Annotated in this window: 14 protein-coding genes and 1 pseudogene; 1 reads left to right on the forward strand and 14 read right to left on the reverse strand. The window is 38.2% G+C overall.

The window, feature by feature from the left end; genetic code table 11:
* Positions 1-30 precede the first annotated feature (30 nt).
* Positions 31-318 carry a hypothetical protein gene (locus RM549_RS18365; protein WP_311686802.1) on the reverse strand — a complete coding sequence of 96 codons (288 nt, stop codon included), beginning with the start codon at positions 316-318 and terminating at the stop codon, positions 31-33.
* A gap of 188 nt (positions 319-506) precedes the next feature.
* Between RM549_RS18365 and RM549_RS18370 the strand changes: the two genes are divergently transcribed.
* Entirely contained in the window at positions 507-1,148 is a 642-nt protein-coding gene (locus tag RM549_RS18370; protein WP_286949906.1) for an N-acetylmuramoyl-L-alanine amidase family protein, read from the forward strand.
* Between the two features lie 96 nt (positions 1,149-1,244).
* On the opposite strand, the gene RM549_RS18375 is transcribed toward RM549_RS18370, so the two are convergent.
* The 13 genes and pseudogenes from RM549_RS18375 to RM549_RS18440 all read right to left on the reverse strand — a co-directional run.
* Positions 1,245-1,907, reverse strand: coding sequence for a P-loop NTPase family protein (locus RM549_RS18375; RefSeq protein ID WP_268225806.1), 663 nt, complete (start codon positions 1,905-1,907; stop codon positions 1,245-1,247).
* The gene (locus tag RM549_RS18380; RefSeq protein WP_268225807.1) at positions 1,891-2,643 is read right to left on the reverse strand and encodes a hypothetical protein; all 753 of its coding nucleotides are present in this window, start codon (positions 2,641-2,643) and stop codon (positions 1,891-1,893) included. Before RM549_RS18380 ends, RM549_RS18375 begins: the two co-directional genes overlap by 17 nt.
* A 3-nt stretch (positions 2,644-2,646) precedes the next feature.
* Positions 2,647-2,931 carry a helix-turn-helix domain-containing protein gene (locus tag RM549_RS18385; protein WP_268225808.1) on the reverse strand — a complete coding sequence of 95 codons (285 nt, stop codon included), beginning with the start codon at positions 2,929-2,931 and terminating at the stop codon, positions 2,647-2,649.
* A gap of 323 nt (positions 2,932-3,254) precedes the next feature.
* Complete coding sequence (locus tag RM549_RS18390) at positions 3,255-4,091, reverse strand: RteC domain-containing protein (RefSeq protein WP_268225809.1); 837 nt, start codon at positions 4,089-4,091, stop codon at positions 3,255-3,257.
* 256 nt (positions 4,092-4,347) lie between these two features.
* Positions 4,348-5,265, reverse strand: coding sequence for a helix-turn-helix domain-containing protein (locus RM549_RS18395; protein ID WP_286949900.1), 918 nt, complete (start codon positions 5,263-5,265; stop codon positions 4,348-4,350).
* 9 nt (positions 5,266-5,274) lie between these two features.
* Positions 5,275-5,760 carry an asparaginase domain-containing protein gene (locus RM549_RS18400; RefSeq protein WP_311687480.1) on the reverse strand — a complete coding sequence of 162 codons (486 nt, stop codon included), beginning with the start codon at positions 5,758-5,760 and terminating at the stop codon, positions 5,275-5,277.
* Between the two features lie 290 nt (positions 5,761-6,050).
* Positions 6,051-7,999 (reverse strand): annotated as a pseudogene (locus RM549_RS18410) (FTR1 family protein).
* A gap of 131 nt (positions 8,000-8,130) precedes the next feature.
* The gene (locus tag RM549_RS18415; RefSeq protein ID WP_268223125.1) at positions 8,131-8,286 is read right to left on the reverse strand and encodes a hypothetical protein; all 156 of its coding nucleotides are present in this window, start codon (positions 8,284-8,286) and stop codon (positions 8,131-8,133) included.
* Positions 8,287-8,674: 388 nt separating this feature from the next.
* Entirely contained in the window at positions 8,675-10,606 is a 1,932-nt protein-coding gene (locus RM549_RS18420) for a heavy metal translocating P-type ATPase (RefSeq protein ID WP_268223124.1), read from the reverse strand.
* A gap of 12 nt (positions 10,607-10,618) precedes the next feature.
* Entirely contained in the window at positions 10,619-11,617 is a 999-nt protein-coding gene (locus RM549_RS18425; RefSeq protein ID WP_150313765.1) for a sodium:calcium antiporter, read from the reverse strand.
* 2 nt (positions 11,618-11,619) lie between these two features.
* Complete coding sequence (locus RM549_RS18430; RefSeq protein WP_311687488.1) at positions 11,620-12,300, reverse strand: lipoprotein signal peptidase; 681 nt, start codon at positions 12,298-12,300, stop codon at positions 11,620-11,622.
* A 46-nt stretch (positions 12,301-12,346) separates the two neighbouring features.
* Complete coding sequence (locus RM549_RS18435; protein ID WP_268223123.1) at positions 12,347-13,138, reverse strand: cation diffusion facilitator family transporter; 792 nt, start codon at positions 13,136-13,138, stop codon at positions 12,347-12,349.
* Between the two features lie 302 nt (positions 13,139-13,440).
* A partial coding sequence (locus RM549_RS18440) for a lipoprotein N-acyltransferase Lnb domain-containing protein (RefSeq protein ID WP_311687490.1) occupies positions 13,441-14,278 on the reverse strand: 838 nt, incomplete at its 5' end.

The following is a 14,278-nucleotide window of genomic DNA, read 5'->3' on the forward strand; positions in this document are numbered from 1 at the left end:
GTGCTTGGATAATAAATCTCTCTGCGAGGTTTAGACCACAATTCCAATTAAGTAGGTAAAGATTCCTACGACCGCGCCGGCGATCAAAACAAAGACCAGAACACGAGTAATCCCTTTTTTGAGATCGGCATTTTCTCCAAAGAAGTGCCCTGCGTTAAAGAGGAAACCAACTAGAAAAATTACACCCAGGAGAATTGGAAAAATAACCCTAATGGTATTCGAAACATCATCAACGGAATCTTCTATCCCTCCGATTTGTGCAAAAAGCGATTTTGAGAGCAACGAAAGAAACATTGCCAAGTAGATTGATTTTTTCATAACGGAACGGTTTAAATTTTAGTTCATTTTCGTTATTGGAAATTTACATATATTTGAATGTAAATAACTGAAAATCAAATATTTGTGAATAAAATATTATTTGATTCTGTTTGAATTCCGTTGCTATTAATTGGCATCAAATCCTATGGATTTTTGAAGGGAAGTTGTTCATAACCCGAAAATTGAAAATGAAAAAAGTGCTCAAAAACGTCAGTTTTGTGATTTTGCTTCTAAAAATGTGCATCATTCTTGGGCAAGAACCGACTGCTCAAAAACGAATCGTGATTGACGTCGGACACGGTGGAAAAGATTCCGGTGCAATTAGCATAAATGGCATCCAAGAAAAGGATGTTGTTTTTTCCATTGCTAATGATATTTTAAGGTTGAATAATGATTTGGATAAACCTTTGGATATTTACTTGACCAGGTATAACGATACGTTAATTTCATTATCGGACAGAACTAAGCTGGCCAAAGCCTTGAATGCTAATTTGTTCGTGTCGTTACATTGCAATCATTCAGATAATCCGGATGCGAGAGGGATAGAACTTTATGTGGCTAACGCTATATCCAAATACTCGGATCATTCTACTTGGTTTGCTTTTCAACTGCAAGATGACCTAAATAAGAAGCTGAGTTTAGAGAGTAGAGGTGTGAAGTTTGCAAATTTTCAGGTGCTACGGGAAACAGTTGGTCTTTGCCCTTCTTTGCTGATGGAATTAGGCTTTTTGAGTAATAAAGATGAGAGCTTTTATATTTCAGACAGCAACAATATTGAACGCATAGCACTATCGATATTATTATCTATTCAAAAACTATTAAAATTATGAAAGATATTTTTTTAGAATTAACAAAGAGTTTGAAGGATATTATAGCCCAATTTATTTCAGAAGTGATTTTGTTATATAAATCCTTCAAAAAATAATCTACTTCCTCTTATCCCCAGCCCCCTCATCAAATGCAATCAGATTAAACAGTTCCCGCATCCGGCTACGAACACGGTTACCGTAACGTTCCTCCAATTCTTCTGCATTTAGGTTTGTTGTCGCGTGGGTCTTGATTTTGTGTTTGGTCTGAAGATAAAGTTCGTAACGCGATAGAAGAACTTCACCCATCACGTTCAGATCCTTACCGTAAAACCTCCCGGCAGGTTCTACCCCCAAGTCATCAAAACAGAAAAACTTAGTGTTTCCATAATCCTCGATGGTTTTAAAACCAAGATGGTTAAAACTGAATGCCACATTCCGGCAAGGGATCATTTCGTAAGGGCGTTGCAACGGCACTAAATGCCGTAAAAGTTTTAATAAACTGGTTTTCCCGCACCCTACTGGGCCCGAAAGTAAAATCCCTTTTTCAACATCGATATCAAATTTTTGGCAGTTTTCCTTGTCTTTGATGAAGTAGGAACAGAGTTTCAGCAGAATATCTTTGTCCTCATCGTAAATCTTGAATTTCTTCCCAAAAAGCAGTTTGCCTTTAGCATTCAGGTAAATCAGGATTTTCGGGAAATCGTAGAGCACGCATTTTCCGTCAAACTTGCCCAGCGAGTATTCCACGCCGCCTTCGGTTATTTTAGAGGGGTTGTCCATAATCCTTAGTTTTAGTGGTTCGCAAGTTGTCCTTGATTTGGGACGCTCCCGTTTTGTATGGTTTGTTTTCTTCGGTAAATAATTCGGTTCTATCCATCCAGTTGATGGCTACGGCACGCCAATCCCTAATTTCTTTTCCATCGCTCGTTTTCCAATCGTTCGCTTGGTAATGCTCCAAGAATTTTTTTCCTTCATCAGCAGAAAAACTTTTTTCAATAAAAAAATCTAAAACGGCCTGCCTGCCATTTGGTTGTTTATTAATGTTTACCTGTTTGGTATTGTTTATATTAGATACCAATGCTTGTCCACTCACGGGACGGTGAGGGTACACAGCTTGTCCGTTGGTGGGATGGTGCTGGTACACTACCGGTTCACGTATGGGATGGTACCGTTCCGCAAGTTGTTCCAATTCGGGATCGTACAGTCCCAAATCCGGTTCATCACTTGTCCCGATAATGGCCATCTTGATTTTGCTGCCTTTGTATGGATTATTGGACGGATAATAAAAAAGATATTTCCAAGAATCTAGATCGGTTACACACCGGTGATATGTAGATTTAGAACCTATTTTGGCCACCCGCATCAATTCGCGCCGGTTTACGTAAAATTCACTGGCAAAGCGGCTGCTGTTCCATTCCTGGAATAAAGCCATATATAGGCTGATATGCGTTGGGTTCAAGCGGTCATCAAAGAAGAATTTTTCAAAAGCCGCGTTGAGAAGCTTTATATAATTCATCGCCTAAGAATTTAATTCGTGCTGCACACGATTTGCGGTCATTACATTCTGGATTTCCTCGGCATCATAGTAAATGATACCGCCCACTTTCGTGTAGGGCAAGGTGCCATTGACGCGAAGGTTTTGAAGTGTACCCGGACTTACCTGAAGCAATTCCATCACTTCGGAAGATTTAAGGTATTTTTTGAGCTTTCCTTTAGACTGATTGGAAAGCAATTTTTTAATGTCATCGAGCAATTCCATTTTGAATTCCCGAAGATCGTCTGTGGTAATAATACTTGTTGGCATAATAGATTTTTTTAAAAGAAAGGGACTACCAAAATGCTTTAAGCTAGTTTTGATAGCCCCTCGCAGGATTTGACTTTCGTTCTACAAATTTGGGCCGGTTTATTGTATTTTATTCCCCATTACGACCGTAGTACGGTGAAAATTTAACATATTGAAATTTGATGGTTTTTGAGGTGTTTTGAGGGTTGTAAATTAGAAATAGTGAGCTAAATCACACTAAATTATATGCAGACGGTATTTAAAAACAAAAGACCATAGGTCAACCGTAGTACGGTCTTTAATTGACGATGTGATAAGAGAGTGTGGAAGTTGGGGAACGCTTATTATCCCTCGCTTTTATCCATTTCTTTGAGCAGGGAGGCAGCAAGTTGATCGAGGAATAGTGTGCGGCTATTTTTACGATTTTTGATGTCCTGAAAGGATTTGTAGATTTCTTTTGGCTCAAAGTTGAATATTTCCTGCAACATCTTGGAAAGTTTAACAATACTCAGCTTATTTTTATTAAATAGTCCAGCAGCGTAAAGCGCATAAACGAGTTCTACCCAATCGGTGTTCGAGAATGGCCAATCGATTTTTTCGGCAGGTTTTCTGTTCAAGTATTTTCCGTTCAAGCCACTTTTGATTTTAAGTTGCTTTTCATTCATATATCCTACCAATGAATCATACGCTTTGTACTTGCCCAACAACATATCCCTTGGGGTACAAAAATCTGGGTCTTGGAAGTAGAATTTTGAAGTGGTTATGTGATAGGTGTCCAGGTGATCGCGTGTGTAGTATTCCTTGTCAAAGTGGGTTGCCCCTGATTTGATATATTGCCCAAAATCAAGATTATATAAAAAGAAGCGGTTGAGCTTGGTTATCTTTTTCTTGATGAATTTTAGCTGTGCGGCTTTATCGGCTTTGGGAAATTGGATTTCAAAAGAATGAATTTCAGAGAAGTAGATGAGTTCTGCCAACGGTATCTGTTTGGTTTGTTTAAAGAAGTAAATTTCGTCATTTAAGGAGTCGAAATCATTGACCAGAATTTCACGCTTGAATATACTGAGCAAATTTCTACAAACTTTTATAGAACGATGTGCCCGTTCCAAAATCGGTAGATTTTCGAGGCTTATCTCGTTCAACTTGACGAGAAGTTCCTTTGTTAAAGTTTGTAAGTCCATTTGCAACCATAAATTTAATTCTGCCGTTAGTTTAACGGGTATTCTTAGGATAGGTCGCTTAGTTTGTAGTGGCATCTTTAGTTCGCGAATGTGTAGAAAGTGTACTTATAAAGTAGAAAGTTTTAATCACAGGGGAATCTAAAGAACCGTTATAAAAATAGACCTTTGTTCTATAAGGACAAGTATTTTAATCCGTAGATAAATACGGAACTCACCGTAATTTCCTACGAAAAACGTTGTTATCCCCTATTACTTGCTATTTTGATTTTTTGCGGTATCGATGTATGAATTGCCGTCTGTTTTTAACACCTGTTTTTTTATAAATATTGGATGCGTGTTTAGAAACTGTACTTTCTGCTATAAACAAGTCTTTAGCAATGCGCTTATAGCTCAGATTGCTTAAAATCGATAGCGTAATTTCGATTTCTCTTCTGGTCAAATCCTCGTAAATAATTTTCGTTTCGGGCAGACAGAGTGCCTGCTCTCTGCTCATTGCAAATACCTCGTACATTTTTGTTTTGTTTTCCAAGAAATACAAATACCTATCTATTTCAATTATTGTAATGGCGTAAAACGCTGCATTCATAATAGTAAAGGTTAACCATTGATAGTCCCCTATAACGGTTAATATTGGCAGCAAAGCGATGCTTCCAATACTAACCATAGACAACCGGATACGCCGTAAAATATAATCATTCGGGTTGCTCGGATTGGAAATTCTCTTATGGAAAATCCAAAGAAAAACAAAAGCCAAACAAGCGATGGGTACGGTAAAAAGTAATCTCGCAGAGTCCAAAGAATTGGTAAAAAAGTATGGAATCAAAAAAAACAGAACGAAACTTCCCGATGCAACAATTGCTAAATTTCTGATAGAGGAATTATATTTTAAGACCTCAATATCGTATTCTTTGTACAGATAATAAACGATATAAATGCACAAAGCAATGGCAACTCCATAGGTTATGATGTACTGAATAATAATAGGTCCTAGAAAATATTCAGTTGGTAAGAACCCACCGGTTAAATTGTATGCTATGAACAGAATGCCTAAGTACAGAAACCTTTTGTAACCACTAGAATCTTTTCTGGTCGAATAGTAGATTGTGCACAATACAATGACCGTATCTAATAGAAGATAGAAGAAAGTCGTCCAATGTATTGATGTTCCAAACATTTAATCTTTTCATAGCTGCTCAAATTTGTTGGTTTCTAAATTTTTAGTGACATTCTTCCAGTTGAATATTGTGCCGTTCATAGCTACATAAACATCTGGTATTAGAAATGGTACAGAGCATATTGCATAACCTAAATTGAATGGGGCATCTGTGCCATAGGATGAGCCTAAAACGAATGAGCCAACTAAGACTATCGTTTTGTTCAGGTTAAGTTTTCCGATATATTTTGCGGTATCTTCCATAGTGAAAGTACCGTGGGTTAATACTATTTTAGCTGTGTCCGAAGCCTTTATTTTCTTAACCAAAAGTTCCCGGTCTTCGTCTGTAATAAAACGGCTGTCCTTGTTAAGGACATTTTCAATCGAATAGGGAAATGAAACATTGGCAGACCTAAAAAAATGCTCTATTGAAATTATTTTTTCATGGGTATTATCTTCTTGTGGATCATGGTCCACCCCTTCAATTGTACCGCCAGTTGTGATTATATGTATCATAAAATAGGACTTGTTGTGACCTATAAATATAATGGTTAATTTTTGCGTTATTTAGGGTATGTATATGTCTAATGTTCCGTCTAGGGTTCTCAATTTCAGGAGGTTTTTCTAAATCTTCAACATAAAACATCTTCTTTAGTAAGTTTGAACCGATTTTTTTTAAAAATGGAGTTTTTAATAACTCGACCATTTATTCAAAGATTTCAATTTTCATGTGTATTCAATTTTTTGAATATTCAAAATAGATGTGGCCTTCAGGCTATAAATTGATTTACACACATCTTTTTTAGTTAGTTCATCCTCAGCTTGTTCCTGCTATTATTATAATAATATATTACCATCAAAAGGGTAAAAAGTATCATTTGTGCCATTAAAGTTTCGGTAGTTGGGTAAACGCCCAGCCAATCAATTTTTAGGTACACAGGAAAACCGGTAACTGAAAGCCAACCAGCTTCCTGAATTGCGTGAATACCTTTACCAATGAGAATGACCGCTAATAAGGTAATCACCCAAGCAGAATATCTAAAAAGTTGCCTTACCGGAATTCTTTTGGAATATTTCACAAAAATAACTGCAAGCAATGCTATCAGTCCAAAAGCAGCAATTACGCCCAAACCTATGGAAGACCCATCGCCAGTTTTGGTCTCTAAGTTAATGGCCTGTAAGAAAAGGATGGACTCAAAGGCTTCCCTAAATACCACCATAAAGGAAAATACAGCCAATCCGAACATTTTTTCTCCTCTTAGTTGTTTTCCTATCTTTTTTCTATAAACTCCTTCCACTTTTTTGAATGGGAATGATTATGCAGCCAAAACCCAACAAATGCTAACACTATTACCGCTACTAAAGAAATCAACCCCTCCATAATCTCACGGTTCTTACCACTAATACCAATTATCCAATCTGATAGGAACCATCCTGCGATACCTGTTAAAATGGCCATAATCCACCCTCCGTGTACATATGGGAGTGCTTTTTTTGTACCAGAAGTTTTTATTAAAGCCAGGATCAGGGCAATGATAAGGAATGCTTCAAGCCCCTCGCGCAACATAATAGAAGCTGCCAAGAAAAAAGAAAGCCAATAGTTGAGCTTCGTATCCCTCATCAATTGGTCTGCACGGTCTATCATTGATAGCGCAGCACCGATTTCAGCTTGTACCGTGGAAATGCTTTTAGAGCTCTCTATAGCCTGTCTAACGGCCATCATTTGCTGCTCTAGTTGTGAGGTAAATTCTGGGTCGTTGGCTTTCAATCGTACTTCCAATGGTTCAATACCTTCGAGATACGCATTCAAGGCGTTTTGACGTGCCGATTTTTTATTGCCTTCCTTATAATCTAATAGAACAGCGTTCAGGTAATTTCTTGCAACAACAAGACTATTTTCGGTCGAGTTCTCGGGAAGAGAAAAAATTCTTAAAGCTTTCAATTTTTTATAAGTAACGGAATCTTTGTAGCCCAACTTTTGAATCAATTCTTTATCGGATAGAGTAGCCACATCTTTTAGGGAAACTTCATTCGAGACTTTATCAAATATTTGCTTTAGCTCAAGCGAATCCGCGGAAGAGGCATTAAATCTCAGGGATTTGATATAAAAGGAAAGGTCCCATACTTCTTTATCACTCAACATTCCGAAACTTTGCATTGCAGTTCCTTCTACACCAAGTTTGATAGTGTTATAAGCCTGAAAGGGGGAAACCTCACGCATAAGGGTATCGATCAAGAAATTGGTCGGTGCCGGGTTTAGGCCCATAGCTAGTTTGCCCTGTCCATTACCGCTTACTCCGTGACATTGAATGCAATTGTTCAGAAATAGTTTCTGTCCATTATCAATATTTGGCCAATTAGGTGGGCTAATTTCAAATTCTGTAAAGCTGATAATAGCCCACTTAACCTTTGAAGTGACCGTTTTTATTTGTTGATGGGAAACTTTGTTTAGTACATTTGTCCTCAAATCCATCAAATCCCTCTGTATCTGATCCGCCTGCGTTATGGAGAGCTCAAGATTTTGGCTTAGTGAGAGAATGGTTTCACTAAATTCTTTCATTTCAAGGTATTCACCTTTGTTAACTATGACACCATCTTTAACCGCTGCTGGATAATCTTTTGATAGATAGTCCAATAAATGTATAATGGTCTGAATATTAGAGTCGTCCTTGGCCGTGCCGGCATAGATGTTCGAGCTTAATAAGGCAATGAAGCTTATTAGAAAAATACTTATATAACGCCTGTGTTGTAACATAAAAAACTATTATAAAAATCACTAATATTATTTAGACTAAATAAAAACAAAGATACGCTTTAAAATAAACTTTACTGGAAGAAGTGGTTAATTAATCCATACGGAGTTACTCTATTAAGCAATTTTCAAATTTAACCATATACCAAATCTTTTATAAAGAAATGAAATAAGAGAAGGGCTGCGATAAAAATTCCAATTAGGGCCATAATTGCCCATAGCTTATCTCTTTTAGTTATTTTACTTTTAGACCTTTTCTCCCTTCTTCTTATTCTTCTGTTTAATGACATAATTTAATTTTGAGTAATCAAGACACTGTTCAACAAGCAATAAGGACAATCCCTGAACCTTAGAAAAATTCAATCTTTAAGAGGAAGGCGATGTCATTTATATAAATGAACTAGGTAAACATTATATTTTTCAACTCCCGACAGTATTAGATAAATTAAAAAATCTTTTGAATAGTATCAATTCGAAAAAAGCAGGTAAAAAAAGTAGAAAATGGCATCGAAAAAATAAATTATAAGTACTATGGTAATTTCGACAAGTGCTAGGGTGCCGTACAATCTGTCTTTCATAGGCACAGTACTTTTTATGGGTTTTTCATCTCTTTTTTTTGCCTTCTATTTCTACGATTTTTAGAGATTTTATTCTTTATTTGCTTCTCCCAATTTTAAATTAGTCCCATTTCATTTTCTGTAATCTTACCGCATTGAGAATAGCCAGAAATGCGACACCAACATCTGCAAAAACTGCTTCCCACAATGTGGCCATACCAATTGCGCCCAAAATCATAAAGATAATTTTTACACCGAAAGCCAGACCAATATTCTGCCATACGATGCGTCTTGTAGACCGACCTATTTTTATTGCCCTTGCAATTTTAGAGGGTTGGTCGGTCTGGATAATGACATCCGCCGTTTCGATGGCCACATCACTACCCAAACCACCCATTGCAATGCCAACATCACTTATCGCCAAAACCGGGGCATCGTTAATACCATCGCCTATAAATGCTACTTTGGTTCCGGATTGCTTTTTGAGTTCTTCGACTTCGTTCAATTTGTCTTCAGGCAACAATCCACCTTTTGCCCAATCGATATTTAACTCTTTTGCAACTTGTTGTGTAATAGAGTCCTTGTCGCCTGATAGCATTATAATCCTGGAAATTCCTGAATCTCGAATTTGTTTAATGGCTTGGTGTGCATCATCCTTTAATTCATCTGCAATGGTTACATAACCTTCAAATTTTCCGTCAATAGACACCATAACAATTGATTCTACAATACCATCTGTTTCCGAAGGAACTTCAATACTGTTTGAGGTCATCAATGCTTTGTTACCTACAAGTACTGTTTTTCCGTTGACCATCCCTTTCAATCCTTTTCCGGCAACCTCTGAAACATTGGTGGCCTCATAATCAGAACCGTCCGCTTTATATTCCAAGATCGCCTTGGCAATGGGATGTGTGGATTGTTCTTCCATCGCCATCAGGTACTTCATAAACGTTGCCTTTTCTAATGTTATGGGTTTGATTTCCTTTATTTTGAATACCCCGTGAGTAACGGTTCCTGTTTTGTCCATTACTACCGTATTCACTTGGGTCATTGCATCCAAGAAGGATGCACCCTTGAATAGAATACCGTTTCGGGATGCTGCACCCAACCCACCGAAGTAACCCAGGGGAATGGAAATCACCAATGCACAGGGACAAGAAATTACCAGAAAAATCAAGGCCCGGTATAACCACTCCTGAAATACGTACCCGTCCACAAAAAAATAAGGTAAAAACGTTAAGCATACTGCTAAGAAAACTACGATAGGAGTATAGATGCGTGCAAATTTCCTTATAAACAGTTCGGTCTTTGATTTACGTGCTGTGGCATTTTGCACCATATCGAGAATTCGAGCAATGGAACTATCCTTAAATTCCTTGGTGGTTTCCACTTCTACAACACCTTCTAGATTGATGCTCCCGGCAAAAACCTTGTCTCCTTTGGCAATGGTGTCGGGTTTGCTTTCCCCCGTAATCGCTGCGGTATTGACCGATGCTTTTTTAGATAGCAATTGGCCATCTAAAGGGAACTTTTCACCTACGCGCACTTGTATTTTTTCTCCAATTTCAACGGTCTCGGGATCGACCGAAACATAATCGCCGTTCCGATACACCACGGCCTCATTAGGACGTACATCAAGAAGCGCCTTTATGTTGCCCTTTGCTCGTTTTACAGCTGCGTTTTGGAAAAGTTCGCCCACGGCGTAAAACAGCATTACGGCCACACCTTCCGGGTATTCCCCAATGGCGAACGCCCCTAAGGTTGCGATAGACATTAGGAAGAATTCGGTAAAGAAATCACCGTCCCTGATACTTTTCCATCCCTCTTTTATAACAGGAAAACCAACGGGGATGTAGGCTACCGCATACCAAGCGATTCGTACCCAACCTTTAAAAAACGGAAAGGCATCAAAGTAATCAATAGCAATTCCCGCTATCAACATCACAAAACTGAATATGGAAGGGATGTATTCCTTAATGCTCAGTTGTGATGAAACCTTATTTTCAATTGAAGGATCCTTGAGGTCTCTTAGATTTAGTTTTTTCTTTTTCATATATGTTTTATTTTAAAATAGTTTTAGAACAAAAAATACCATTGTCAATAGATAGACGATATAGGCTGCATCGAACGCGAATATCTGCCATCTGCTAAAACCGTGAAGTTCCTTGCTTTGATGGACAAAAAGGGAGTACAAAAGCGGCATCAGTCCAACGAAGGCAAGATTCACCCAAAACAACTGGAAATCTTCGATAGGGGTAGTAACCAGCGCCAACGGGAAAAAGGCGACCGTCATCGTAACAGCATTATCTGCGATAACACTAGTGGTGCCTGCCGTTACTTCGCCTCCTTTCACCACGCTCCAGGTCTTAAATATTTCAGGCGCGGTGGTCATTATACCCGTGATGAACAATCCCCCAACGATTTCAGAAATATTCAGGGCCGAAACAATATTTTCTGTTGCCTTAACAATAAAAAAAGCACCCACAGCTATGGCCAGGGCCCCGGCCACGGATAACCAGACTTTCTTTTTGTCCCATTCTACTTTTTCGCCCTTTTCCCTGCCTTTTATAATGGCATGCGTTAAAAAAGCAGCATAGGCAGCCAGCATAATATAGCCATCGATGGGTTGTAATCCACGCCAGGCTTTGGGAAGGGTTAGTATAGCTACCAAAGCAATGATTGCCAGGTAGGGGATGGACAATACCGAAACAGAACGTTTGTTCAGAGCCAGTAGGTTGGCATCCAGATGTTTTTGGTGTTCCTTATTATTTTTAAATTGCTTTCTGGAAGCGAAATAGGCTATGCTAACCATCAACGGAATGGAAATTATATTGGAACCCAAAAGGTTGCCCAGACCAATTTCCGATACTCCCCGGGCTGCACTGGTAACGTTTACAGCTACCTCGGGGCTGGCGGTCACAATGGCAAGGAAAGCTGCTCCTGCAGAAGCTGTAAGCCCCCATTGCTTACGGAGCATCTTTAAAGGCGTCAAGAGTTGGTCCGCACCCCAATGGGCAGCCCAAGCTGCCAATCCCAATACTACTACCCAAAGCCAAACGTTCATAACTAATCGTTGTTTATAATTTTTCTGTTACCCTCAGTATATTTCAACTTTTTCTTATTCGATATTTTCTGGTCTTTATTGTGTTTGTTTTGAAAGATCAGGAGTAAAATCACTCCCGTGCTAATCCAGACATCTGCGGTATTAAATACAGGGTCAAAAAAAGTAAATTGATTACCTCCCCAAAATGGCAGCCACTCCGGAAGCCTTGTATCAATAATGGGAAGGAACCACATATCCACGACATTGCCATTTAAAAATCCAGCATATCCACCCCCTGACGGGAATATTTCTGCAACGTTTTGTACTGCCGGATCACTTTTTTCAAAGATCAGTCCGTAAAATGCGCCGTCAATCAAGTTACCCAATGCACCTGCGTATATAAATGCTGCACAGATTATAAAGATCTTTGCATATCCCTCGCATATCATCTTTTTGATATAAAAAGTCCCCCAAATTACGGCTACGAAGCGAAATAGGATCAAAACAAGCTTTGCCAGATATCCCTCCCCAAATTTAAAGCCCCAGGCCATCCCGGGATTTTCCAAAAAATGTAAGCGAAACCAATCCAGGCCAAATATGTAATACTCCTCGCCATAATAAAAATGGGTCTTCACATAAATCTTTATGGCCTGGTCTATTGCTAACAACAGTAAAATCAATAATGCTACATTTCGATTATTCATAATCATCTTTTTATTAACTATACATATTGCGGATCACATATTTAAGTTATTTCGATAGTTTCAATATTCTTATTGCGCCCCGCATCACAAACGTGAAAACGATTCCGCCAATCACCAAATCGGGCCATTTGCTATCCAGGAAATAGACCAAAACACCGGCCAGGATCACCCCGCCGTTTACAATAATATCATTTGAAGTGAAAATGGCACTGGCCTGCATATGGGCTTCTTTACTTTTAGCTTTGTTTATCAACCAGAGCGAAATTAGGTTCCCCAGTAGGGCTAAAATGGAAATTATGATCATCCACTGGAACATTGGTGTTTCACTACTGGTAAAAAACCTTCTTAATACCTCTGCAAAACCAAGTGTTGCCAACGCCATTTGAAAGTAGCCGCTAAACTTTGCCACTTTCTTTTTCCTGGAAATGGCACCACCAACGGCGAATAGGCTTAGCGCGTACACGATAGAATCTGCCAGCATATCCAAAGAATCTGCAATAAGGCCCATAGAAGACGAAATCCAACCCGTGGTCATTTCGATAATGAAAAAGCCGAAATTTATCCCCAGGACCCACCAAAGGATTGTTTTCTGTTTGGATTGGTCTTCTATTACGGGAGGCTCGGCTTCTTCGGTTCCCTCTAAAGAATCCCCAAGGTTTAAACCGGCTATTGATGTTTGTATATCTTCAATGCCATCCACATGATATACTTCCAATTTCCTGTTGGGAATATCAAAATCCAAATATTTCACTTGAGCATAAGATTCCAACTTCATCCGGATCATCTGCTCTTCCGAAGGGCAATCCATTTTGGTTATCTTAAATGTTGTTTTCTCCATTATCTCTTTTTTTATTTTTAATATTCGTTATAATAGTTGTCCTTTATCCGGATACAATTGTTACAAAATCCTTTTAGCAGCAGGTTTACTTCTTCTGCCTGAAACCACTCCGGCAAAGGCACTTTTGCTCTTCATCTTTCTCCCATTTACCAATGTATGTTTCCCAGTAGCTCTTTTGAATTTTTAGGAACCCCCGCAGGCTATCCGGTTTCATCAAAGACATAGACATTTCATTTCTTTGCCTGTATGCTGAATTATTCAGTGTCTGGACACCCTTCTGGAGGAATAATGTTTTTTGCACTCTATTTTCTAATTTGTATATAGTTTACTATTACCAATATCAATAATATAGGTATAATAGCAATATCAAATAATTGTAGACCTAGTAGCCAAATAAAAATTGTACTAAATAATAATGTCATTAATAAAAAAGCCAATAGAATTCTTGATTTATTTTTGATCATTAAAGGAAGGTATAGTAGATATAAGGGATTACACCAAAGAATATTTAAATTATTTCGAACCTCCAGATGATCAGAAAAAAACCACATCAACGACAGCACCAGGCCCACTCCACCTATTAAAACTATTACTGCTATTTGAGCTGGCCGAGGAAACCAAAAAAGAAAAAGTAAAAATAAAAGAGAAAAAATCAGGATTGGGGAAAGCCAATATTGAAGACTTCTTTTCTGTTTATTTTCAACCCTATTTAAGGTCTGTTCCCACTTCACCAGCGGTCTTCCATTCAATTGGGAATCACTAATTTCCTCTTTTAGATATACTGGCAAAAAGGTACTTTCAAATTTATTAGAGTTTTGATCTATTGACTTTCCTAATAATAGGTTGATGCCAAATCTCAGCCAGAGATGATCAGCAAGATGATAATTAATTAATTGTCTATAAGATACCTCCAAATTTTCTTTGGGAAAATTCACCCCTATTTCGCTCAACAAATCTCGAATCTCAGTCGAACAATTTTTTTTTAAAAAGGAATAGTAGTACTGCCGATTTTCGGGCCTGTATAAAAAATTGAGCCTGGTTATGAATTGGATTTTCTGTTTTTCTGAAAGATTTAGTTTCTGTTCTATTACCAGTCTATCCTGTCTTGTATATTGCTCAAGAAAATCCTTTGTCTTTTGA

It is taken from the genome of Autumnicola patrickiae, assembly GCF_031846525.1.
In the GTDB taxonomy this organism is placed as follows: Bacteria; Bacteroidota; Bacteroidia; order Flavobacteriales; family Flavobacteriaceae; genus Autumnicola; species Autumnicola patrickiae.

Bases quoted from the DNA above. Each gene is read 5' to 3' on its own strand.
- RM549_RS18425 (WP_150313765.1), bottom strand. From the start codon at position 11,617: ATGAACGTTTGGCTTTGGGTAGTAGTATTGGGATTGGCAGCTTGGGCT.
- RM549_RS18420 (WP_268223124.1), bottom strand. From the start codon at position 10,606: ATGAAAAAGAAAAAACTAAATCTAAGAGACCTCAAGGATCCTTCAATT.
- RM549_RS18395 (WP_286949900.1), bottom strand. From the start codon at position 5,265: ATGTTTGGAACATCAATACATTGGACGACTTTCTTCTATCTTCTATTA.
- RM549_RS18380 (WP_268225807.1), bottom strand. From the start codon at position 2,643: ATGAATTATATAAAGCTTCTCAACGCGGCTTTTGAAAAATTCTTCTTT.
- RM549_RS18435 (WP_268223123.1), bottom strand. From the start codon at position 13,138: ATGGAGAAAACAACATTTAAGATAACCAAAATGGATTGCCCTTCGGAA.
- RM549_RS18375 (WP_268225806.1), bottom strand. From the start codon at position 1,907: ATGGACAACCCCTCTAAAATAACCGAAGGCGGCGTGGAATACTCGCTG.
- RM549_RS18415 (WP_268223125.1), bottom strand. From the start codon at position 8,286: ATGTCATTAAACAGAAGAATAAGAAGAAGGGAGAAAAGGTCTAAAAGT.
- RM549_RS18385 (WP_268225808.1), bottom strand. From the start codon at position 2,931: ATGCCAACAAGTATTATTACCACAGACGATCTTCGGGAATTCAAAATG.
- RM549_RS18400 (WP_311687480.1), bottom strand. From the start codon at position 5,760: ATGATACATATAATCACAACTGGCGGTACAATTGAAGGGGTGGACCAT.
- RM549_RS18370 (WP_286949906.1), top strand. From the start codon at position 507: ATGAAAAAAGTGCTCAAAAACGTCAGTTTTGTGATTTTGCTTCTAAAA.
- RM549_RS18430 (WP_311687488.1), bottom strand. From the start codon at position 12,300: ATGAATAATCGAAATGTAGCATTATTGATTTTACTGTTGTTAGCAATA.
- RM549_RS18390 (WP_268225809.1), bottom strand. From the start codon at position 4,091: ATGGACTTACAAACTTTAACAAAGGAACTTCTCGTCAAGTTGAACGAG.
- RM549_RS18365 (WP_311686802.1), bottom strand. From the start codon at position 318: ATGAAAAAATCAATCTACTTGGCAATGTTTCTTTCGTTGCTCTCAAAA.